Source organism: Streptomyces sp. NPDC001796 (genome assembly GCF_042892355.1).
Taxonomy (GTDB): Bacteria; Actinomycetota; Actinomycetes; order Streptomycetales; family Streptomycetaceae; genus Streptomyces.
In genome coordinates, this window is record NZ_JBIAUC010000006.1 from 103,401 (window position 1) to 124,072 (window position 20,672).

Consider the following 20,672-nt stretch of genomic DNA (forward strand, 5'->3'; position numbering starts at 1 on the left):
CGGTCACGAGGGCCGATTGTCAGTGCCGGGACCTACCGTCGACGACATGACTTGGCAGGGGGAGCGCTGGACCGCGGAGCAGGTGCTGGCACTGGCACCTGATGCGGCGTCACGCAAAGCGGGAAGCAAACTCGGCACGGCCGGGCCGTGGTCGGAGGCGGGCAGTTCCGACGAGGGGACGGTGTGGGGACTGTGCAAGGGCAGTGGCAGCAAGCCGTATCAGACGGTCGTCGACATCGCGGACACGGCCGGGCCTGCCTACAAGTGCAGTTGCCCGAGCCGGAAGTTCCCGTGCAAGCACGCGCTGGGGCTGCTGCTGCTCTGGGCGGGCGGGGACGGGGCGGTGCCGCGGGGACAGGAGCCGGACTGGGCCGAGCAGTGGATCGAGGGGCGCCGTCAGCGAGCGCAGGGGAAGCGGGCGGCCGGTGGTTCCCCGTCGGCCGCGTCCGCCGATCCGGAGGCGGCCCGGCGCCGGGCGGAGCGGCGGGCCGAGCGGATCACGGCGGGGGCGACGGAGCTGGAGCAGCGCCTGGCCGACCTGCTGCGCGGCGGCCTGGCCTCGGCGGAGCAGGCGGGGTACGGACTGTGGGAGGAGACGGCGGCCCGCATGGTCGACGCGCAGGCTCCGGGACTCGCCGGGCGGGTGCGGGAGTTGGGCGCACTTCCGGCGTCGGTGCCGGGCTGGCCGGTGCGGTTGCTGGAGGAGTGCGCGCTGCTGCACCTCCTGGACCAGGGGTGGCTGAGGCGTGAGCGACTGCCGGAGGGGCTGGCGGCGACGGTCCGTTCGCGCGTCGGCCTGGCGGGTTCGCCCGACGGCTCGCCCGTCCGCGACCGCTGGCTGGTGCTGGCGCGGTACGACACCTCGGACGGCCGGCTGACCACACGCCGGATCTGGCTGTACGGGGAGAAGTCCGACCGCACGGTGCTCCTCCTTTCCTATGGAGCGGCGGGGCGCGCGCCGGACCTGGCCCTGCCGGTCGGGCTGACCTTCGAGGCCGATGTGTCGCCCTACCCGGGCGCGGGGCAGCTGCGGGCGGCGCTGGGCGAGGAGTTCACGCCCCCGGCCCCGGCCCCGGCCCCGGCAGCGACGAGACCGCCGGGCGTGACCACGCAGGACGCGGCGGCGCGGTACGGGGAAGCCCTCCGGGCCGATCCGTGGCTGGACTCGTACCCCGTGACGCTGGGCCGGGTCATACCGACTCCCCTCGACGGCTCCTGGCAACTGGCGGACGCGGACGGCGGCACCGCCCTGCCCCTGACGCCGTCGGCGGGCAGCCGACCGGGCCTGTGGCGGCTGGTGGCGCTGTCGGGCGGTGCTCCGGTCACGGTCTTCGGCGAGTGCGGCCACCGCGGTTTCACTCCGCTCACCGCCTGGCCGGAGGGTGCCGGAGAGGCGGTCCCACTGTGCTGACGACACCCGAGCGACTCGGTACCGACCCGGAAGGGGCCGACATGAACGCGACTCCCGCTCCCCAGGGCACGTCCCCCGCCGTGCCCTGGGAGGAGCTTGTCACGGTGGCCCTGCTGGGCACCGATCGGCGCACCCCGCCCTGGCTGCCGCCCGGCCCGCAGGCCCCGGCCGAGCTGCTGGACCTGGCGGCCCTGGAGACCGTCCGCCGCAGGGCCGGGCTGCGCCCCGCACCGGCCGGACCGCGCCCGGAGCCGGCGGCGGCGGACCCCCGCCCACCGCTGCCGCCCGCGGCGGCCCGCAGACTGGCCCTGCTGCTGTCCGACCGCCCCGGCACGGGCGGCGGCGGCCGCCGGGGGTCGGCACCCGACCTCGTGGAGCTGCTCCCGCAGTGGCTGGCGCTGGCCAACGAACGCGGCTACGCGCCACCCCCGCAGGCGCTGCCGGCGCTGCTGGACGCGGCCCGCGCGCGCACGGACCTGCGACCGGCGGCGCTGGCCTTCGCAGGCCCGCGCGCCCTGTGGCTGGCCCGGATGAACCCGGAGTGGCGCTTCGCGCTGCGCTCCGTGGCCGGCGGCGGTTCCGATCTGCCGCCGCCTCAGGAGCCGGACCGCGTCCGACGACTCTGGCAGGAGGGCCTGTTCGCCGAGCGCGTGGCCCTTCTCACCGCGCTGCGCGCACGGCACCCCGCTCTCGGCCGGGACCTGCTGGCCGGCACTTGGGCGACGGAGCGAGCCGAGGACCGCCTGATGTTCCTCGACTCGCTGCGCACGGGACTTCAGCCGGCGGACGAGCCCTTCCTGGAGCAGGCGCTCTCCGACCGCAGCCGCAATGTGCGGGCGACGGCGGCGGAGTTGCTGTCCGCACTGCCGGATTCGGCCCTGGCCGGGCGGATGGGGGCGCGGGCGGCGGCCTGCGTCGCGGTCGACCCCACCCGGGGGGAGCCGACGATCGTGGTCGAGGCGCCGCACGAGTGCGACCCGGGTATGGAGCGCGACGGGGTGGTGCCGAAACCACCGGCGGGGCGGGGCGAACGGTCGTGGTGGCTGGGCCAGTTGGTGGAGGCGGCGCCGCTCGGCACATGGCCGGCCCGGCTCGGGGGGCGGACGCCGGAGGAGATCGTCGCGCTGCCGGTGGCCGACGACTGGCGGAGCGAACTGCACGCGGCCTGGTGCCGGGCGGCGGTACGGCAGCGGGACACCGCATGGTCACGGGCCCTGCTCGGCCCGCCGTCCGCACCTGAGGCCGCGGGCCCGGGGGCGGTCTCCCTGGCCGAGCGGGCGAAGCTGCTGTCGACGCTGGCCCCCGGGGACCGGGCCGACTGGGTCGCCGGGTTCATCGCCACGCACGGCCTGTCGGAGGCGTTCCAGCTCCTCGGGGTGTGCGCGGTGCCCTGGGCCGCGCCCCTGGGCCGGGCCGTCGTCGACGCCCTCAACATCGCGCGGGACGCCGGAAGTTACCCGTGGAGCTTCAGCGGGGTGATGGGGCTGGCGGAGCGGTGCCTGGACCCGGCGGAGGCGAGTCGCCTGGACGCGCTGACGGCGATACCGGACGAGCCGGAGGACGCGTCACCGGGTGCGGGCGGCTACTGGGCGGAGGCGTTCCAGCGCCTGACGACGACGCTGCGGCTGCGGGCGGCGATGGCGGAGGAACTGCGGGATGCCTGAGCCGTGGGTCCACCCCAGTCCCTCGGTCCCTCCGCGCCGGACACCGGTCAGCCCGCCGCGGCCGGCGGGCTGCGCCCGGCCGCGGCCGGCGGTCGCGCCTGCGGAGGCGCAACAACGCCGCCTACGCAGCGTTACGCCCCGGCCGGCTGCCGTACGTTCGCCCGTACCCAGTCCACGATCGACGCGGTCGTCGCCCCGGGCGTGAAGATCTCCGCGACGCCCTTCTCCTTCAGCAGGGGGATGTCGGCCTCGGGGATGATGCCGCCGCCGAAGACCAGGATGTCCTCCGCGTCGCGCTCCTTCAGCAGGTCGATCACCGCGGCGAACAGCGTGTTGTGCGCGCCGGAAAGGATCGACAGCCCGATCGCGTCGGCGTCCTCCTGGATCGCCGTGTCGACGATCTGCTCGGGCGTCTGGTGGAGACCGGTGTAGATGACCTCCATTCCCGCATCGCGCAGCGCCCGCGCGATCACCTTGGCCCCGCGATCGTGGCCGTCGAGCCCCGGCTTGGCCACCACCACGCGGATCGGACCGGCTGCCACACCCATCACTGCCTCCATGAAGCGACTACAACACACCCTGTACCGATGGACCGCCTGCCGCCACATCACCGCACCGGCGGACACACGGACCGCACGGTCGGCACGCCTCGAACCGGCGGATCAGCCCCGCCGGCACCGGCGCCCCGCGCCGTACCGACCCGGGAAGTGAACGAACGTTATCGCCAGCATCCCGCAACCGGCAGTTTCACGGTGGTGACCGAGGGGGAAATCACACAATGGGACACGTTCGCCGCGCAGGGTCCCCCCTCCCCGCGGCACACGCGCCGCAGCAGCGGCTCGAGCGCCGTGGACCGAGGGGATCGTGCGCAAGGAGAGCCGCACCAAGGCGGCCGCACCACCGCCCCGCCCAGCGGGGCGCCGTGGTGGTGGGGTACGCCGGCGAAAGGAATGCAAGGGCACGAAAGCGGGGAGCACCACCCGTACGAGGAGGACGGGACACCGCGCCACGAGGACGGGCGGGTTCGCGTCACCACGACGAAAACGGCGTCCGTCTACGTCACGGCGCCGTACGCGCCGCACCCGCGGCACGGCCGAACCCGCGGCATCTGCCCCACAGGCCACCGCCACGGCTTTCCATGAGGGCACACGGGGGCACGGAGACGTCCTCGCGCGTGCCGACGGGAGGTCGGCCAATGAAGGTCACCGGGGTAGTAGAGCCTCTGGTTCCGCTGTGTCAGCGCCTGTTCCCCAGCAGACTGGCCGGACTCTCCATCGCCCTGCTGAAGGCGACCGCTCTGGAGCTGGCGATTCTCGCCGGGCATCTGCTCCTCTACCCCTCCGGAATCGTCCAGGAGCGCCGCTGCGCCCCGCTCCCGCCCCCTCCGGACACCACCGCGCTCCCCACCGAGGCCAAGCCTCCGGTGATCCTGCTGCACGGGTTCATCGACAACCGCTCCGTCTTCGTCCTCCTGCGCCGGAACCTCGCACAGCACGGCCGTCAGCACATCGAGTCACTCAACTACTCTCCGTTGACGTGTGACATCCGCACCGCGGCCGAGCTGCTCGGCCGGCATGTGGAGGAGATCTGCGAGCGCACCGGGCAGCGACAGGTGGACATCGTCGGGCACAGCCTGGGCGGTCTGATCGCCCGGTACTACGTGCAGCGACTCGGGGGCGACCTCCGCGTCCGCAGGCTCGTCACGCTCGGTACACCCCACTCCGGCACCCGCGTCGCCCCGCTCGCGAACGCGCACCCCATCGTCCGCCAGATGCGTCCGGGCTCTGAGCTGATCGAGGAACTGCATGAGCCGGCGCCCGGCTGCCGTACACACTTCGTGAGCTTCTGGAGCGATCTCGACCCGCTGATGGATCCGCTCGAGGCGGCCTGCGTCGACCATCCGGACCTGGTGGCGCAGAACATTCGGGTGAGCGGCATCGGCCATCTGGCCCTGCCGGTGCACCCCGCGGTCGCGGCCGGGATACGGCAGGCCCTGGACCTCGAGGAGCCGACGGCGGCCGCGGCCCACACCGGTGGCCTCACGGTGGCGTGAGCCCTGTCGCGCGTGACGGCCGACCCGGCACCCGGCACCCGGCGACCGCGCCCGACCCGGCACCCGGCACCGGCAACCGCGCTCGAAACAGCACCGGAAAAGCCGCCGACACCTCTCGGTCACCCACAGATTCTCGAACATTCATCGAACGCAGCACCAAGGCCTTGTGCAGTGACCGCCGAAACACGGCCGATTGCCCGTTTCCTGCCCACCGGAAACCTGCGGAAGATTGTCGCGCCCGCGTACTGCCGGGTACAGTCGCCGCACTGCTCTGGCAGCCCCTGTTGTCGAGGCGAAAGAGAAGTCGGTGCACGACCGTCACCCGTCGGGGACCGCAACTCCCCCGGCTCCGGCCCCCGATGCCGCCTCGGCGCAGTACGCGCCGTACGGCCCGCAGGGTGGCCAGTACGGTGAGTTCACGACCTACGCCGACTCCACCACGGCCTTCGCGACCGATCCCCTCTTCGGCGACCTTCCGGGTGACGGCGGGACCGGTTCCTACGACACAGGCCAGTGGTCCACCGGCAGCCACGGCACCGTCGGCCACGAGACCTTCGGCACCGGCACGCACCAGACGCTGCACTACGACCCGTACGCCGCCCAGCACCACGCCGCGTTCGACACCGGCGCCCATGACACGGCGGCGTGGACGGCCGGGTACCAGCAGCTGGCAGCCATTCCCGCGCAGGCCCCGGCCCCCGACGCCACCGGCCAGTGGGACGCGCAGGCCTGGCTCGAGGCGGAGCAGTCGGCGGTCCTCACCCAGCAGTGGGAATGGGGGACGCAGACCTTCGACACGGGCACGTACGACGCCACGCAGTGGAACTCGCCGGGAAGCCCGGAACACGAGTCGGAAGAAGCGGCCACCGGCATCTTCGAGCACGCCGTCCCCGAGCCTTTCGCCGGCGGCGAGCCCTTCACCCACGCCGAGCCCTTCGAAGACCACGCAGCCACCGCCACCTTCGATCAGCTGCCGTCCGAGCGGCGCACCGACGACGCCCCGTCAGGAGCGGCCGACGACGTCTCACTGCTCGACGACCAGGAAGAGCGCACGCCCCTCCCGCCCTCGCGTACCGCATCCCGCGCCGCGAGCCGTTCCCGGCGTCGCACCCCGGCGAGGCGGTCAGCGCTGCTCACGGTCGCGGTGCCGTCGGTGTGCGTGATGGGGGTCGCCGGGATCGCCGCGGCGACGGTGGGCGTGGGCGGGAACGACGGCAAGGACACCACGGCGGGCGCCGCCGAGACGCCGGTGAAGCCGTCCGCCGCCAACAAGAAGCTGGACTCCCAGCTCGCGAACCTCTCCGCGGGCGCCACCGACTTCGCGGACCGGGCGAGTCGCACGCAGGAACGTATCGACCTCAAGGCCCAGCAGGCGGCCGAGAAGAAGAAGGCGGCGGCCGAGGCGGCGCTCAAGGAGCGGTTGCGCCCCAAGTTCGTGCTGCCGGTCCTGCAGAGAGGCCTGAGCGCCTACTTCGGTCAGGCGGGCGTCAACTGGATGTCCGTGCACACCGGCATCGACTTCCCGGTGGCGTACGGGACGACTGTGATGGCCGCGACCGACGGCACCGTGCAGACCAAGTGGAACAGCGCGTACGGCAATATGCTGATCCTGACCGCCAAGGACGGCACGCAGACCTGGTACTGCCACCTCTCCAGCTACCAGGTCCCCTCCGGTACGACCGTGAAGGCCGGTCAGCCGATCGCGTACTCCGGCAACTCGGGCAACTCCACCGGTCCGCACCTCCACTTCGAGGTGCGACCCGGCGGCGGCGCCGCGATAGACCCGCTGCCGTGGCTGCGAAGCCACGGGCTCGACCCGACCTGACCGACCGGCTCCCGACCGACCGGTTACCGATCGGCTCCACGACCAACCGGCTCACCCGACACACGACTCCGCGGCGAGCCCCCGCCGTCCAGCGAGGGCCCGGAAGCGCGGCTACAGCTTCTCCACCGGCGCGTACCGCAGCAGCAGCCGCTTCGGCTTCTCATCCCCGAAGTCGATCGTCGCCTCCGCGTTCGATCCCGTGCCCTTCACAGCGACGACCGTGCCCAGGCCGAACTGGTCATGGGTGACACGGTCGCCCACCGTCAGCGAGACCACCGGCCGCTCGGTCGCACCGCCCCGGCGCGTGGCGAACCCGGACGCGCCCGCCACCGAGGAGCGCGAACGAGACGACGACAGCGAGGCCGCCACCCCCGAGAGCGGCCCGGCGGGCGGCGCCGCGGAGGAGCCGCCCTTCCGCTTCCACTCCACATGCTGATCCGGGATCTCCTCCAGGAACCGCGAGGGCGGGTTGTACGACGGCTGGCCCCAGGCGCTGCGCATGGCCGACCGCGTCAGGTAGAGCCGCTCACGCGCACGCGTGATGCCGACGTACGCCAGGCGCCGCTCCTCCTCCAGTTCCTTCGTCTGCCCGAGCGCGCGCATGTGCGGGAAGACGCCGTCCTCCATGCCGGTGAGGAAGACCACCGGGAACTCCAGGCCCTTCGCGGTGTGCAGGGTCATCAGCGTGATGACGCCGTCGCCCTCTTCCTCGTCGGGGATCTGGTCGGAGTCGGCGACGAGTGCGACCTGCTCCAGGAAGTCGGCCAGGGTGCCGCCCGGAGCGGCAGCCCCCGCGGTCTCCGCTCCCTCGCCGCGCTCCTGTTCGAACTCCAGGGCCACGGCGGCGAGTTCCTGAAGGTTCTCGATCCGGGTCTCGTCCTGGGGGTCGGTCGAGGACTGCAACTCGGCGAGGTAGCCGGTGCGTTCGAGGACGGCCTCGAGGACCGTGGCCGGTCCGGCGCCCGACTCCACGATTGTGCGCAGCTCCTCCATCAGCACGTTGAACCGCTTGACCGCGTTCGTCGAGCGGGCCGCCATGCCGTAGGCCTCGTCCACGCGGCGCAGCGCCTGCGCGAAACTGATCTTCTCGCGCTGAGCGAGGGCGTCGATCATCGCCTCGGCGCGCTCGCCGATGCCCCGCTTGGGCACGTTCAGGATGCGCCGCAGCGGCACGGAGTCCTCCGGGTTCGCCAGCACCCGCAGGTAGGCGAGGACGTCCCGGACCTCCTTGCGCTCGTAGAAGCGGACGCCGCCGACGACCTTGTAGGGCAGGCCGACGCGGATGAAGACCTCTTCGAAGACACGGGACTGGGCGTTGGTGCGGTAGAAGACGGCGACGTCTCCGGCCTTGGCCTCGCCCGCGTCCGTGAGGCGGTCTATCTCGTCGGCGACGAACTGCGCCTCGTCGTGCTCGGTGTCGGCGACATAGCCGGTGATCCGGGCGCCGGCGCCCGCGTTGGTCCACAGGTTCTTCGGGCGGCGGGACTCGTTGCGCTCGATGACCGCGTTGGCGGCGGAGAGGATCGTCTGCGTGGAGCGGTAGTTCTGCTCCAGCAGGATCGTCGTGGCGTCCGGGTAGTCCTCCTCGAACTGGAGGATGTTGCGGATGGTCGCACCGCGGAAGGCGTAGATCGACTGGTCGGCGTCGCCGACGACACACAGTTCGGCGGGCGGGACGTCGTACTCGTTCGGCGGGACGTCCTCGTCGTGCGCCCGGGTGCCGACGAGTTCGCGTACCAGGGCGTACTGGGCGTGGTTGGTGTCCTGGTACTCGTCGACGAGGACGTGGCGGAAACGGCGGCGGTAGTGCTCGGCGACGTCCGGGAAGGCGCGCAGCAGATTCACCGTCGTCATGATCAGGTCGTCGAAGTCGAGCGCGTTCGCCTCGCGCAGGCGGGACTGGTAGAGCGCGTACGCCTGGGCGAGGGTCTTCTCGAAGCCGTCGGACGCCCGGGCGGCGAAGTCCTCCTCGTCGATCAGCTCGTTCTTCAGGTTGGAGATCTTGGCGCTGAAGGACTTGGGCGGGAAGCGCTTGGGGTCGAGGTCCAGGTCACGGCAGACGAGGGCCATCAGGCGCTTGCTGTCGGCGGCGTCGTAGATGGAGAAGGAGGACGTGAAGCCGAGCTTCTTGCTCTCCCGGCGCAGGATGCGGACACAGGCGCTGTGGAAGGTCATCACCCACATCGCGTTCGCGCGCGGGCCGACGAGCTGCTCGACGCGCTCCTTCATCTCGCCCGCGGCCTTGTTGGTGAAGGTGATCGCGAGAATCTGCCCGGGATGGACGCCCCGCTCGGCCAGCAGGTACGCGATGCGGTGGGTGAGCACGCGGGTCTTGCCGGAGCCGGCCCCGGCCACGATGAGCAGGGGGGAGCCGGCGTGCACGACGGCCGCGCGCTGGTTCTCGTTCAGCCCCTCCAGCAGCGCCTCCATGTCGACGGCCGGGCGGTGCGCGCCGTTGCGGTAGTACGCGTCCCTGTCCGGTGGCAGGTCGAACTTCCCGCCGAACAGATCGTCCGGAACCGGCTCCGGAGCGTGATGGTCCTCGGGCGGCGGGGGCTCCTCCTCGTGGGCCGGAGTGGCCTTGAGGTCCGCCAGGAAGCTGTCGTCAAAGAGGCTGCTCATCGCTCTCCGAGTCTAGGCCGCCCCACCGACAGCCCGCCGCCACCCCGGAAACTCCGCCTCGAAAGAGACCGCCCGGACCTTTGCCACCAGCAGGAACCAGCCGCTCACCCTGCGCGCCCGGAAAGCGCTCACACCACGAAAGTCACAAAAACGTATCGGGCATATCACGCATCAACCTTCACAGCAGCCACACCGGTTGGCTACCGTGCCGGGCGGGCCGTACGACCACCACCGGCGAACGTCGCCGGGCCGCGCGGCCTCCGCCGAGTCCGGTGCCCGATGGGCGACCGGAGCCGGGGACCCAACCGACCTTGGGGTGAATCGGCCAACCGCCCTGCGCGGCACGGCCGTAGGGCACACCTTCCGGAACCACCCGCCCGAACCCGGCAGCTAACTCGGTAGGCGGACTACGGAAGGAGACGCCTTTCATGGCGCCGCACCGCAAGGCGCGCCCCGCGGGCACGCGCATCGCCGGCATACGGACCCCCGCCCTGGCGACGGCCGCCCTCACCTCCGTGGCCCTGCTCTCGCAGACCGCCGACGCCGTGCCCTCCGCCGACGGCAGGCCGAGCGTGGAGGAGGTCGAGAAGAAGGTCGACGACCTCTACCGCCGCGCCGGGTCGGCCACCGAGCAGTACAACGCGGCCAAGGAGAAGACGGACCGGCAGCGGGGACGCGTCGCCGCGCTCCTGGACGACGTCGCGAGACGCACCCAGAAGCTCAACGAGGCGCGGGACCAGCTGGGTTCCTTCGCCGCGGCCCAGTACCGCACCGGGGAGGCGGCCCCCGACACGGCCACTTTCCTCCTGGCCGACACGCCGCAGGACTACTTCGACCAGACCCAGCTGATGAGCCGGCTCACCAGTCGTCAGAAGGAAGCGGTCGACGAGTACGTCACCGAGCAGGCCGCGACGATGAGCAAGCGGCGGGAGGCCACCGAGAGCCTGCGGTCGCTCACCGAGTCGCAGCTGAGGCTCCGGTCGGCCAAGGCGGACGTCCAGAGGAAGCTCGCCGCCGCGCGGGACCTGCTGTCCGAGCTGACCGCGCAGGAGAAGGCACGGCTCGCCGCGCTGGAGAAGAAGAAGCAGGAGGAGGCGCGGCGGCAGGCGCAGGAGCTGGCGCGGCAGCAGGCGGCACAGCAACAGTCGTCCCCCACGTCCCCCACGTCCCCCACCGCCACGACCGGCTCGCCGGGCTCCTCCACGGGCGCCGCGGACTCCACGGGCGCCTCGTACGCGACGGCAGCCGCCAAAGCGCTTACGTTCGCCCGCGCCCAGATCGGCAAGCCGTATGTGTGGGGCGCCACCGGGCCCGGCTCGTACGACTGCTCGGGTCTGACCCAGGCCGCCTGGAAGGCCGCCGGGGTGTCACTGCCGCGCACCACCTACGACCAGGTGAACGTGGGCACGACGGTCCCGCTCACCGACGCGCAACCCGGTGATCTGATCTTCTTCTACGACGACATCAGCCATGTCGGCCTCTACATCGGCAACGGCATGATGATCCACGCGCCGAAGCCGGGGGCGTACGTCCGCGAGGAGTCGGTCTACTACGGGGGCGCGTCGATCATCCACAGCGTGGTGCGCCCGGCCTGACTCCACGCTCGTCGAACACGTGCGCTTGGGAACGCTCGCCGTCCGGCACGCGCGCGTGGGGCCCGGCATGCGCGCGAGGGGGGGCGTCCGGCACGCGCGCGTGGGGTTGTTTTCCGTCGTCGCGCGCGTGCCCCGTACGCAACCCGTGTGCGCGTCCCTAGCATCGGGCGCATGTCAGGCACCTCCGCGCTGCGCACCTGGTGGGCGCCGCGTCCGCCCGCCACCGGGTCCGCCGTCATGGCGACCGGCATCCTGTCGTTCGGGCTGCACCTGACCGGCCAGCAGATCCTCTCCCGCCTCGCCCTGGTTCTGGCGGGTGCCGCCTGGCTGGGGCTCGCCGCCGACATCGCCCTGCAACTGCTGTGGGACCGGGAGCAGTGGCGGGCCAGGGCCGGCTCGCCGGCCGCGCTCACCATGGTGCCGGCGACCACCGTACTGGGCTCAGGAGTGTCCGCACTGAACGGGCAGCCGCTCGCCGAGGCGCTGCTCGCACTGGCCGTGGCGCTCTGGGCCTGCCTGATCCCGTTGACCGTGCCTGGCTGGGAGCGCCGGATGCCCGGCGCGGTGTTCCTCGGGTGTGTGGCGACGGAGGGGATCGCGGCGCTCGGGGCGGTGCTCGCGGCGGCCGTGGGGGTGGCGTGGCTCGCCCACACGGCGCTGGTGTTCTTCTGGCTCGGGCTGGTGTTCTACCTGATCGGGCTGGGTTGCTTCGACCCTCGGCAGGTGGTGACCGGGCCGGGCGACCACTGGATCTCGGGCGGCGCGCTCGCCCTCTCGGCGCTGGCCGGATCGCAGCTCATGAGCGCCGCGCGCAAGGGGCTCTACCTGTGGAACAACGACGACGGCGGTGTCCTGCGCGGTGTGACCGTCGCCCTCCTCGTCCTCGCCCTGGCCTGTTACGCCGTCCTCGCGGTGGCCGAGGTGGTGCGGCCCCGGTTCCGCTACGACGTCCGGCGCTGGTCGACCGTGTTCCCGATGGGGATGACGGCGGTGGCGGCGCTGTCCGTCGCGTCCTCCGTCGGCGTGCCGTGGCTGCGCGGCCTCGGCCGGGTACTGCTGTGGATCGCGGTGGCCGCCTGGCTCCTGGTCCTCACGGGAGCCGTCGCGTCCGCCGTGGACAGCGTCAGGTCCAGAGCACGGCGATGAAGATGTTCGCCAGGGTCGCGGCGCCGACGAGGCCGAAGAGGGGCTTCTCGACGGTCTCCTCGTCCCGCTTCACATAGACCAGGCCGAGGATGACGATCAGCAGGGCCAGCTTGATCCCGATCTTGATCGTGTCGACCGGGTGGTGGTCCGCCTGGTTGAGGCCGACCAGCGCCACCCCTGTGACCAGCATGGTCAGCGCGCCGTGCAGCATGGCGGGCACGAAGCGTGCCGTGCCCTGGCCCATCGCCTTCATCTGGGTGAGGAAGCCGCCGAGGAGCGCGCCGATGCCGACGATGTGCAGGCCGACGAAGAGGTGGATGAGTACGTCCATGGGGCCGGAGCCTAATCAGCCCGCCCGTGCCCGCTGACACCGCCCCGGCGGATGTGGTGCCGCTCGCTCATGCCGCCGGACCAGCCGCATATATGCGCCCTATAGCACTCGGCAGCCGCCCCCTGCGCCGAATCCACCGCATTGGTCATCGCAGAGCGTGAAGACGCCGACCCGGCATCGGGATCACGGTCACATACGGTCACCGTCAGTCCGGTCGCGCCACTTCCGTACATCCGGTCACGAGCGCATCGCGGACGGGTTTAGCGTCCTCCCCCAGGTGCCCGGCTCCCCATCGCCGCCCGGGCCAGGGGCGGCCGTCGGGCACCACCGCCGAGAAGGTCCGGCGGCGGCCTGTTCCCCCTGTGCGGACCGCCGCCGGACGCGTGACACCGCCCGTGGCCCCGGCGGTCGTACGAAAGGACGTGGCGTCCAGGTGGCAGCGCACCGCAAGCCCAGACAGCGTTCGCTCGGGGGCGGCACGGCCCGCACCGCCGCCACGATCGCCCTCGCGGGAGCGGCTACCGCGACCGGCTTCGACGGCACGGGGCACGCCGAGCCGCCGCTCTCGCCGGCCCAGGTCAAGGCCAAGGTCGACAAGCTGTACCAGGAGGCGGAGGCCGCCACCCAGAAGTACGACGGCGCCAAGGAGCAGGCGCAGGAGGCGCAGAAACGGCTGAACGCCCTGCGGGACGAGGCGGCCCGCCGCACGGACCGGCTCAACTCCGCGCGCAGTGCCCTGGGTTCCGCGGCGGCGGCGCAGTACCGCGAGGGGGGCCTCGACCCCGCGGTGCGGCTCCTGCTCTCCTCGGATCCCGGGCAGTACCTGGACGACGCCGCGTTCACCGAGCGGGTGGACAGCCGGCAGTCGGCGGCCGTCACGCGGGTACGCGACCAGCTGCGGGAGATCGAACGGCTGCGCGGTGCGGCACGGGTCGAACTGGCCTCGCTGACGTCCCGGCAGGCTGAGCTACGGCAGCAGAAGCGGACGGTCACCGAAAAGCTGGGCGCAGCACGACAGCTGTTGTCCCAGCTCGCGCAGGGACAGCGGGCAGGGGCCTCGGCGGACGAGGGCGCGGGGCGGGCGTCGCGGTCCGCGGGGCGCGACCCGTGGGGCGCCGTGCCGGCCGCGACAGCGACAGCCGAGGCGCCGGACGCCCGGGCAGCTGCCGCGGTGGCGTACGCGTACGGCAAGCTCGGGAGCCCCTACGTCTGGGGCGCGACCGGCCCCAACGCCTTCGACTGCTCGGGCCTGGTGCAGGCCGCGTACCGCTCGGCGGGCATCTCGCTCCCCCGGACGACCTACTCCCAGATCGGTGCGGGCCAGCGCGTCCCTCGCTCCGAACTTCTCCCCGGTGACCTGGTGTTCTTCTACTCCGGGGTCAGCCATGTGGGCATCTACGTCGGCCACGGCCAGATGATCCACGCCCCGAACCCGTCGGCACCGGTCCGTCTGGCACCGATCGACGAGATGCCGTTCGCGGGGGCCACGCGAGTGGTGTGAGCGGGCGTAGCCCATCCGGCGGAGCAGTCCGGTGGGTGTCAACGGGGCGTCCGGTGCGCAGGTGCGGCGAGTACCGCCCGGCACTCGTGCCGGGCGCCAGCGCTCAGCAGGTCCTGCAGTCGGGTGAAGACACCGGACGGGTTGCCGCCTGGGCCCTGCAATGATCTTCTGGCGCCGTGATACCGCTGGTGGCGCGCTTGCCGGACGGTCATACCAGCCGGCGTGCCGTCGCCCACCGTGTCAGCTCGTGGCGGTTCGACAGCTGGAGTTTGCGCAGGACCGCCGAGACATGGGACTCGACCGTCTTCACCGAGATGAACAGCTGCTTGGCGATCTCCTTGTACGCGTAACCGCGGGCGATGAGGCGCAGCACCTCACGTTCGCGCTGGGTGAGGCGGTCCAGGTCCTCGTCGACGGGCGGCGCGTCGGTCGAGGCGAAGGCGTCCAGGACGAAGCCGGCCAGGCGCGGGGAGAAGACGGCGTCGCCCTCCTGGACCCGGAAGATGGAGTCGACGAGGTCCGAGCCGGTGATCGTCTTCGTCACATAGCCGCGGGCGCCACCGCGGATCACGCCGATCACGTCCTCGGCGGCGTCCGACACCGACAGCGCCAGGAACCGCACTGGCTGCTCGGGGTCGGCCGTGAGCGAGGCGCAGCGGCGCAGCACTTCCACCCCGCCGCCACCCGGCAGGTGGACGTCGAGAAGGACGACCTCGGGGCGGGTGGCGGTGATGACGGCGACCGCCTGGTCGACATCCGCCGCCTCACCTACGACCTCCACACCGGTCAGCTCCGTCTGCCCGATCTCGGCCTGGACTCCCGTACGGAACATACGGTGGTCGTCGACGAGTACGACCCGCACCCGCCGGTCCGCGTTTCCGCCGGACACCGCGGCCTCCCCGTTCGCGTCGCTCATGACGTCGTCTCCGCCCTCTCCATCTCCAGCTCGACCTCCGTGCCGCCGTCCGGCACCGCGCGCAGCCGTGCCGTGCCGCCGTTGCGCTCCATACGGCCAATGATCGATTCTCTGACACCCATGCGGTCGGCGGGTATCGCGTCGAGGTCGAAGCCGGGGCCGCGGTCGCGGACGGACACGAACACCGTCTTGCCCTCGACCTCGGCGTAGACCTGGACGGCGCCGCCCTCGCCACCGTACTTGGCGGCGTTCACCATCGCTTCGCGCGCGGCCTGCATCTGGGCGCCGATCCGTTCGTCGAGGGGGCAGTCGCCGACGATGACGACCTCTATGGGGACGCCGTGCTTGTCCTCCACCTCGGCCGCGTTGCGCCGGACCGCCTCCCCCAGGGTGCCCGGCTCCTCGGTCTCGTCCCTTCCGGTGCCCTCCGGTTTGTACAGCCAGGCGCGCAGGTCGCGCTCCTGGGCGCGGGCGAGGCGGCGCACCTCGTTCGCGTTCTCCGCGTTGCGCTGGATCAGGGTCAGGGTGTGCAGCACCGAGTCGTGGACGTGGGCGGCGACCTCGGCGCGTTCCTGGGCGCGGATGCGCATCAGGCGCTCCTCGGACAGGTCCTGGGTGATCCGCACCAGGTACGGTCCGGCGAGCAGCGTGATGCCGACGAGAACCGCCAGCGCGGCCTGCAGGACCGAGCCGAGGTGGGCGGCGGATCCCTGCAGTACGAACATGCCGGAGACACCCGCGGTGACCAGCAGGACACCGGCCGCGGCACGCAACAGGGTGAGTGTGCGGCGGCGGCTGCCGACCTCCATCCAGCGGGCCCGTCGCGCGTTGTCCGCCTGGCGCCAGACCAGGGCGACGCCCGCGGCGACGAGAACGGCCGGTATGAGGTAGACCTTGGCGACGCCGTCGAGCTTCATGCTGCCCACGAAGGTCAGCGCGACGACGACCATCAGGAGCAGAGCGACGATCTGCCCCCGGTCGGGTTTGCGGGCGACCAGTCTGCGGCGGCCGTGGGGTGAGGTCTCGGTGCCGACGAGGGACGGGGACGGGGAGCGCCGGTCGTCGACACCGCCGACCCCGAGCGGGACGAAGAACCAGAACGCGGCGTACAGCAGCGCGCCGAAGCCGTGTGCCAGGAACAGGCCGACGAAGACGAGGCGCACCCAGATCACGGGCAACCCGAGATGCCCGGCGAGCCCCCGCGCCACGCCCCCGAGCCAGCGTCCGTCGCTGCTGCGGTAGAGCTTGCGCGGCGGCCGCGGATCGGCGAGGGGCAGCGTTGCGGCGTCCGGCATGCCATCGATGGTCACACGGCAGGACCGGCCGGGCATCAGGGTCGGCCCCTTAGACACCCCTGATCTTCGGTTCCGGGTGATCGAACACTTCCCCCGGCGGCCTGTCAGGGCAGATTTCAGGGTTGGGCCAGGGTCGTCCCGACTGCCGTCCGGCGCTCGCGGCGGCGACCATGGACGCATGACGGATCAGCAGCACGCGGCAGCGGGGCACGGGCCTGGTGCGGGGCACGCCTCCACCGCGGGGCGCGGCCCCGGCGGGGAGCGGGGCGGCCGGTCGCCGGGGGACGGCGCGCCGGATGCCGCCCCGCAGCACGCCGTGCCCGCGTCCGGCCCTGCCGCGGCCGCTGCGGACGAGGTGCCGCGTGCGCAGGCGGGCACGGACGTAGGGCAGGATGCGGCCGTGCGCGAGAACGGAGGCGAGGACGCCGGCATGGGCCAGGACGCGGCCGGACACCGGGAGCCGGGCGCCCGCGCGGGTGGGGCGGCGCGCGAGCGGGCCGGCGCCGGCAAGAACGTGCCCGGACGCGGCGGAATCGCCACGCCCGACGACGCGGCGACGGCCGAGGAGCCCGGCCGGTTCCGGCGTGACCGGCGGCACAAGATGCTGGCCGGGGTCTGTTCGGGCCTGGCCCGGCAGTGCGACATGGATCCGGTGATCTTCCGGATCGTGCTGGCGGTGCTCTCGGCGGCGGGCGGACTCGGTCTCATCTTCTACGGCTTCGTCTGGCTCCTCGTGCCCTACGAGAACGAGGAGGAGAACGAGATCCGCAAGCTGCTGACCGGCCGCGTCGACGGTCAGGCCCTGGCCGCGGTGCTCTTCGCCCTGGTGGGCTGCGGAATCTTCCTGTCGATGCTCAGGAACGGCAGCGTGCTGACCTTCGCCGCCGTCCTGTCCCTGCTCCTCGCCGGCGCGGCGTACTGGTCGCGGCAGCGCGGCGCTCCCGACGCCGACCCGCTCACCGCGCAGGCGGTGGCCGATGCCCCGCCGGAGGCCACGGCACCGCCCGTCCCCGCCTCCTACCCCTCCTGGTGGCGCGACCCCATCGTCAAGGACGGCACCCACGTGGGCGGCACGGGCTATCTGTGGGGCCCGAGCGACACCGCCGGCCGAGACATCGCGGCGGCGGTCGCCATCGCCCGCGGTTCGTCGTCCGCCGAGCGCATACGCACCGAGCCGCTGCCCAGAGCGCGGGGTCCTCGCTGGACAGGCGGCTGGGTGTTTCTCCTCGCCCTGCTCGCGGGTGGCCTCGGCACCCGTCTGACCTGGGACGACCAGGCGCTCGGCACGAGTCTGCAGACGGGCCTGGCCTGCGCGCTGGTGGTGTTCGGCGTGGGCATCGCGGTCAGCTCGTTCCTGGGCCGTACGGGGGCGGGCTCGGTCTTCCTCGCGGTGCTCACGGCGGCCCTGCTCGCCGCCTCGGCGGCCCTGCCGAAGGACATCGGCACCCAGTGGAGGCATGCCACCTGGACGCCGGCCTCGGCGGCCGCCGTGCGGGAGAAGTACGACCTGGGCACCGGCGTCGGCACTCTGGACCTCAGCCGTCTCGGGCTCGCCGGGAACCAGACCGTGACGACCCGGGCCCAGGTGGGCGTGGGCCTGCTGAAGGTGGTGGTCCCCCGGGAGGCCACGGTGGAGCTGAACATCGACACGGGTGTCGGCGACATCCGGTTGCCGGGCGAGACCGACAAGGACGTGGATGTGGAGCCGGGCAAGCACCGGCAGGTGACGCTCACCCCCGCGGCGGGGACGAAGAATGCGGCCACGCTCCGCCTCGACCTCGAGGTCGGCATGGGCCAGGTGGAGGTGGATCGTGCTGCGTCATGAATTCCAGCCGGGTCGGCTCGTGGCCGGGCTCTTCCTGGCCGGCGCGGGCGTCGCTTACGTGGGTGATGCCGGCGGGGCGTGGGAGACACCGTGGTTCGCGATCATCCCGATCGTGATCGGCGGTCTCTGTCTCGCGGCCGTGACCGGCCTGCTGGCCCGCGCGATACGCAGGCACCGGGCGCCCCGCGCCGGCCGGCGGGCCGACCCGGAGGAGGCGAGGGCGGCCGCGGTGCCGCCGGCTCAGCGGTAGCCGGCCGTGCGCTGCCGTCGTCGGGCGCGCAGGGCGGCGTCGAGGGACAGGACCGGGGTGCCGGCGAGGACCAGGGGGACCCAGGCCATCAGATAGGCGAGGTCGTTGCCGTAGTAGTAGGGGGTCGAGGCCCAGCTGACGGTCAGCCACAGACTCAGCGAGATCAGCGCGCCACCGAGCGCGGCGAGGCGGCCCAGCAGGCCGAGGAGCGTGCCGATTCCGACGGCGATTTCACCGAAGGCGATGGCGTAGCCGAAGCCGACGGGGTGCTTCAACGCCAGGTCGACCATGGCCGGGATCGCCGACGAGCCGCGCACGGAGTGCATCAGCTCGCCGATGGACCCGGTGCCGGAGGCATGCAGGAACGCGCTGTTGGTGAGCTTGTCCAGGCCCGCGTAGATGAAGGTGATGCCGAGGAAGACGCGCAGCGGAAGCAGTGCGTACCGCACGGCGGTGTCCCGCCAGGTGCTGCCCTCGTCGACGTAGGAGGTGTGGGAGTCCGTGCGAATGCCATGAACCATCGTGCCGCCGCCTCTCGCCCGCAGTGCCCAGCCCTGACCCCTCAACAGACCATACGTACGAAAGGGGGCAACCGCTCAACCGCTGCGCACACACTTTTTCCGCTCCTTGGCCGGGGAGTCCCGCATCGGCCCCGGACCGACGGGAGGACGCCCCCCGCTCGGCAGGGCGGACCCGGAGGTGCCCCGGCTGGGCCGAACGGGGCACCGCGCCCGGCGGTCATGAGACTCCGGAGCCTGTTCGCCCAGCCCGTGCCTGGTCACTCCGTCACGTCGATGGCCACCCGGTTGGTCTCCACCCCGGCAGCCGTCACCACCTGCACCTCGACCCTGCCCGGTTCCACATCCGCCGGCACCGGCACCGTCAGCAGGGTGTCCGTCGGGTTGCTGAAGCCGCCGGTGACCGGGACCAGCGGGACATGGACGTGCACGGCGCCGATGCGGACCACCATCCGGGACAGCCGGTCCGCCTTCTGGGCGCCGGGCGGTACGAAACCGGCGCCGCGGATCTCGATGTCGTCGCCCGTGCGGATCGGCGCGTCCAGGTCCCCGGCCTCCCGCGCCCGGACCACCGAGAGGATCACCGGACGTCCGCCTTCCGCGTACTTCCCGGCGAGGTAGGTGGCCGCCGAGACCAGGACCAGCAGCGCGAGCCCCCACGGCAGATCGGGCAGTTGGTCGGGGCGGCGGGCCAGCCGTACCACCGCGAAGACCAGGGCGACCGCGCTGACGATCACGTACTGCGTGTCCGGGAAGCTGCCCCGCCCCGAGTCGTCCGTGAGCAGGTCCGCCGCCCGCGGCCGGTCGGCGCGCACCTTCTGCAGCCGCTGGCCGAGCACCCGCAGCCCCACCACCCGCCGCACCAGCACCGCGATCCCGCATGCCACGGCGACCACGGTCACCACACCCACGCCGCGCGCGAGACCGAGCCCGGCGATCAGCTCGTCACGCCGTCCCTCGGCCGAGGCCGCCGTCAGCTCAACGACCAGCACCAGCACCGCGTACAGGACGAACAACACCCAGCCCGCCGCCACCGCACGGGAGGTCGACAGCCGGTTGTCCTCCCCGATGACGGGCGCGAACACCCCGCCGCGCGCCCGGTGCAGATACCCGGCGGCGGTCAGGGCCGCTCCCACCAGCACCGCCGTGACCAGCCCGGCCGTGCGCGCCACGGTCCACCCGGCGCCGATCGCGGTGAGCGCCTGCGCCAGCAGCAGGGCACCGACGGCACCCCACACCGCGATCGCCGTGCGCCTCCACAGCCGGCCCAGCCATGCCTCGGCATCCGCGCGACCGCGCTCGGCGACGACCGCGGCGGACTGGGTCAGCTCGTCGGACACCCACTGGCGGGACGCGGACGCGGAGTGCGCGACCGCCGCGGGCAGCCCCCGCCCGGACGCGAACTCCTCCCGCTTCGCCAGGAACTCGGCGACCGCGCGCCGGTGCCCCTCGCGTGCGCCGTGCGGGCAGTCCCCGCAGGTGCAGCCACCCCCGTGCGCACCCGGACCGCTCCCGCGCCGGTCGCCCTGCCTCGCCTCCTGCACCGCCACGCCCGCTGCCGCCTTCCCAGCGCCCGAACACCACACCGCGCCCGGCCGCCGATCGGGCCGGACGTACGCTCACCGGAGCCACCCGGCCCCGCCGTACAACTGCCGTGTGACGACAGCGAATTGTGCCGTACGGAACACCTGCCGCGTCCGTCAGGTCCGGTCAGGGCGGG

The 20,672-nt window shown here is 72.6% G+C and carries 16 protein-coding genes and 1 riboswitch; of the genes, 9 read left to right on the forward strand and 7 right to left on the reverse strand.

Annotated elements, in window-relative coordinates:
* Positions 1-46: 46 nt before the first annotated feature.
* Together ACFYZE_RS14570 and ACFYZE_RS14575 are read left to right on the forward strand one after the other, a co-directional pair.
* Entirely contained in the window at positions 47-1,411 is a 1,365-nt protein-coding gene (locus ACFYZE_RS14570; RefSeq protein WP_388992698.1) for an SWIM zinc finger family protein, read from the forward strand.
* 41 nt (positions 1,412-1,452) lie between these two features.
* On the forward strand, positions 1,453-3,075 hold the full coding sequence (locus tag ACFYZE_RS14575) for a DUF5691 domain-containing protein (protein ID WP_388992701.1): 1,623 nt from the start codon (positions 1,453-1,455) through the stop codon (positions 3,073-3,075).
* Between the two features lie 131 nt (positions 3,076-3,206).
* Here ACFYZE_RS14575 and ACFYZE_RS14580 read toward each other — a convergent pair whose 3' ends face one another.
* Positions 3,207-3,623 (reverse strand): cobalamin B12-binding domain-containing protein, encoded by a 417-nt coding sequence (locus tag ACFYZE_RS14580; RefSeq protein WP_030233524.1) that lies wholly within the window; start codon positions 3,621-3,623, stop codon positions 3,207-3,209.
* Between the two features lie 647 nt (positions 3,624-4,270).
* On the opposite strand from ACFYZE_RS14580, the gene ACFYZE_RS14585 reads away from it, so the two are divergent.
* Positions 4,271-5,128 (forward strand): lipase family alpha/beta hydrolase, encoded by an 858-nt coding sequence (locus ACFYZE_RS14585; protein ID WP_388992704.1) that lies wholly within the window; start codon positions 4,271-4,273, stop codon positions 5,126-5,128.
* Between the two features lie 307 nt (positions 5,129-5,435).
* Positions 5,436-6,953 carry a M23 family metallopeptidase gene (locus tag ACFYZE_RS14590; protein WP_388992707.1) on the forward strand — a complete coding sequence of 506 codons (1,518 nt, stop codon included), beginning with the start codon at positions 5,436-5,438 and terminating at the stop codon, positions 6,951-6,953.
* Between the two features lie 111 nt (positions 6,954-7,064).
* Here ACFYZE_RS14590 and pcrA read toward each other — a convergent pair whose 3' ends face one another.
* Positions 7,065-9,575: a DNA helicase PcrA gene (pcrA, locus tag ACFYZE_RS14595; protein ID WP_388992710.1), complete on the reverse strand. Its 2,511-nt coding sequence runs from the start codon at positions 9,573-9,575 to the stop codon at positions 7,065-7,067.
* Between the two features lie 251 nt (positions 9,576-9,826).
* Positions 9,827-9,996: riboswitch (cyclic di-AMP (ydaO/yuaA leader) on the forward strand.
* A 7-nt stretch (positions 9,997-10,003) separates the two neighbouring features.
* Here pcrA and ACFYZE_RS14600 point away from each other — a divergent pair.
* On the forward strand, positions 10,004-11,170 hold the full coding sequence (locus ACFYZE_RS14600; RefSeq protein WP_388992713.1) for an NlpC/P60 family protein: 1,167 nt from the start codon (positions 10,004-10,006) through the stop codon (positions 11,168-11,170).
* A gap of 171 nt (positions 11,171-11,341) precedes the next feature.
* On the forward strand, positions 11,342-12,316 hold the full coding sequence (locus ACFYZE_RS14605; protein WP_388992716.1) for a tellurite resistance/C4-dicarboxylate transporter family protein: 975 nt from the start codon (positions 11,342-11,344) through the stop codon (positions 12,314-12,316).
* Here ACFYZE_RS14605 and ACFYZE_RS14610 read toward each other — a convergent pair.
* The gene (locus ACFYZE_RS14610; protein WP_388992719.1) at positions 12,294-12,647 is read right to left on the reverse strand and encodes a hypothetical protein; all 354 of its coding nucleotides are present in this window, start codon (positions 12,645-12,647) and stop codon (positions 12,294-12,296) included. The two genes, ACFYZE_RS14605 and ACFYZE_RS14610, sit on opposite strands and share 23 nt — an antisense overlap.
* Positions 12,648-13,080: 433 nt before the next feature.
* Between ACFYZE_RS14610 and ACFYZE_RS14615 the strand changes: the two genes are divergently transcribed.
* Positions 13,081-14,148, forward strand: a complete 1,068-nt coding sequence (locus ACFYZE_RS14615) for an NlpC/P60 family protein (RefSeq protein WP_388992722.1) — start codon at positions 13,081-13,083, stop codon at positions 14,146-14,148.
* 208 nt (positions 14,149-14,356) lie between these two features.
* Here ACFYZE_RS14615 and ACFYZE_RS14620 read toward each other — a convergent pair whose 3' ends face one another.
* Together ACFYZE_RS14620 and ACFYZE_RS14625 are read right to left on the reverse strand one after the other, a co-directional pair.
* Positions 14,357-15,064 carry a LuxR C-terminal-related transcriptional regulator gene (locus ACFYZE_RS14620; RefSeq protein ID WP_388992725.1) on the reverse strand — a complete coding sequence of 236 codons (708 nt, stop codon included), beginning with the start codon at positions 15,062-15,064 and terminating at the stop codon, positions 14,357-14,359.
* Complete coding sequence (locus ACFYZE_RS14625; protein ID WP_388992728.1) at positions 15,061-16,359, reverse strand: PspC domain-containing protein; 1,299 nt, start codon at positions 16,357-16,359, stop codon at positions 15,061-15,063. The genes ACFYZE_RS14620 and ACFYZE_RS14625 overlap by 4 nt, the downstream gene beginning before the upstream one ends.
* A 178-nt stretch (positions 16,360-16,537) precedes the next feature.
* Here ACFYZE_RS14625 and ACFYZE_RS14630 point away from each other — a divergent pair, with 178 nt between their 5' ends.
* Positions 16,538-18,184: a PspC domain-containing protein gene (locus ACFYZE_RS14630; RefSeq protein WP_388992731.1), complete on the forward strand. Its 1,647-nt coding sequence runs from the start codon at positions 16,538-16,540 to the stop codon at positions 18,182-18,184.
* Positions 18,171-18,434 (forward strand): hypothetical protein, encoded by a 264-nt coding sequence (locus ACFYZE_RS14635; protein ID WP_388992733.1) that lies wholly within the window; start codon positions 18,171-18,173, stop codon positions 18,432-18,434. The genes ACFYZE_RS14630 and ACFYZE_RS14635 overlap by 14 nt, the downstream gene beginning before the upstream one ends.
* Here the strand turns inward: ACFYZE_RS14635 and ACFYZE_RS14640 are convergent.
* Positions 18,425-18,955: a TQO small subunit DoxD gene (locus ACFYZE_RS14640; RefSeq protein ID WP_388992736.1), complete on the reverse strand. Its 531-nt coding sequence runs from the start codon at positions 18,953-18,955 to the stop codon at positions 18,425-18,427. The two genes, ACFYZE_RS14635 and ACFYZE_RS14640, sit on opposite strands and share 10 nt — an antisense overlap.
* Before the next feature lie 257 nt (positions 18,956-19,212).
* Positions 19,213-20,502, reverse strand: a complete 1,290-nt coding sequence (locus tag ACFYZE_RS14645) for a hypothetical protein (RefSeq protein ID WP_388992738.1) — start codon at positions 20,500-20,502, stop codon at positions 19,213-19,215.
* Between the last annotated feature and the right edge of the window lie 170 nt (positions 20,503-20,672).

What these genes read in the sequence shown, in the direction of transcription:
- ACFYZE_RS14580 (WP_030233524.1), bottom strand. Translation starts at nt 3,623, where the DNA reads ATGGGTGTGGCAGCCGGTCCGATCCGCGTGGTGGTGGCCAAGCCGGGG.
- ACFYZE_RS14610 (WP_388992719.1), bottom strand. Translation starts at nt 12,647, where the DNA reads ATGGACGTACTCATCCACCTCTTCGTCGGCCTGCACATCGTCGGCATC.
- ACFYZE_RS14585 (WP_388992704.1), top strand. Translation starts at nt 4,271, where the DNA reads ATGAAGGTCACCGGGGTAGTAGAGCCTCTGGTTCCGCTGTGTCAGCGC.
- ACFYZE_RS14600 (WP_388992713.1), top strand. Translation starts at nt 10,004, where the DNA reads ATGGCGCCGCACCGCAAGGCGCGCCCCGCGGGCACGCGCATCGCCGGC.
- ACFYZE_RS14625 (WP_388992728.1), bottom strand. Translation starts at nt 16,359, where the DNA reads ATGCCGGACGCCGCAACGCTGCCCCTCGCCGATCCGCGGCCGCCGCGC.
- ACFYZE_RS14620 (WP_388992725.1), bottom strand. Translation starts at nt 15,064, where the DNA reads ATGAGCGACGCGAACGGGGAGGCCGCGGTGTCCGGCGGAAACGCGGAC.
- pcrA (WP_388992710.1), bottom strand. Translation starts at nt 9,575, where the DNA reads ATGAGCAGCCTCTTTGACGACAGCTTCCTGGCGGACCTCAAGGCCACT.
- ACFYZE_RS14640 (WP_388992736.1), bottom strand. Translation starts at nt 18,955, where the DNA reads ATGGTTCATGGCATTCGCACGGACTCCCACACCTCCTACGTCGACGAG.
- ACFYZE_RS14630 (WP_388992731.1), top strand. Translation starts at nt 16,538, where the DNA reads ATGACGGATCAGCAGCACGCGGCAGCGGGGCACGGGCCTGGTGCGGGG.
- ACFYZE_RS14570 (WP_388992698.1), top strand. Translation starts at nt 47, where the DNA reads ATGACTTGGCAGGGGGAGCGCTGGACCGCGGAGCAGGTGCTGGCACTG.
- ACFYZE_RS14605 (WP_388992716.1), top strand. Translation starts at nt 11,342, where the DNA reads ATGTCAGGCACCTCCGCGCTGCGCACCTGGTGGGCGCCGCGTCCGCCC.
- ACFYZE_RS14575 (WP_388992701.1), top strand. Translation starts at nt 1,453, where the DNA reads ATGAACGCGACTCCCGCTCCCCAGGGCACGTCCCCCGCCGTGCCCTGG.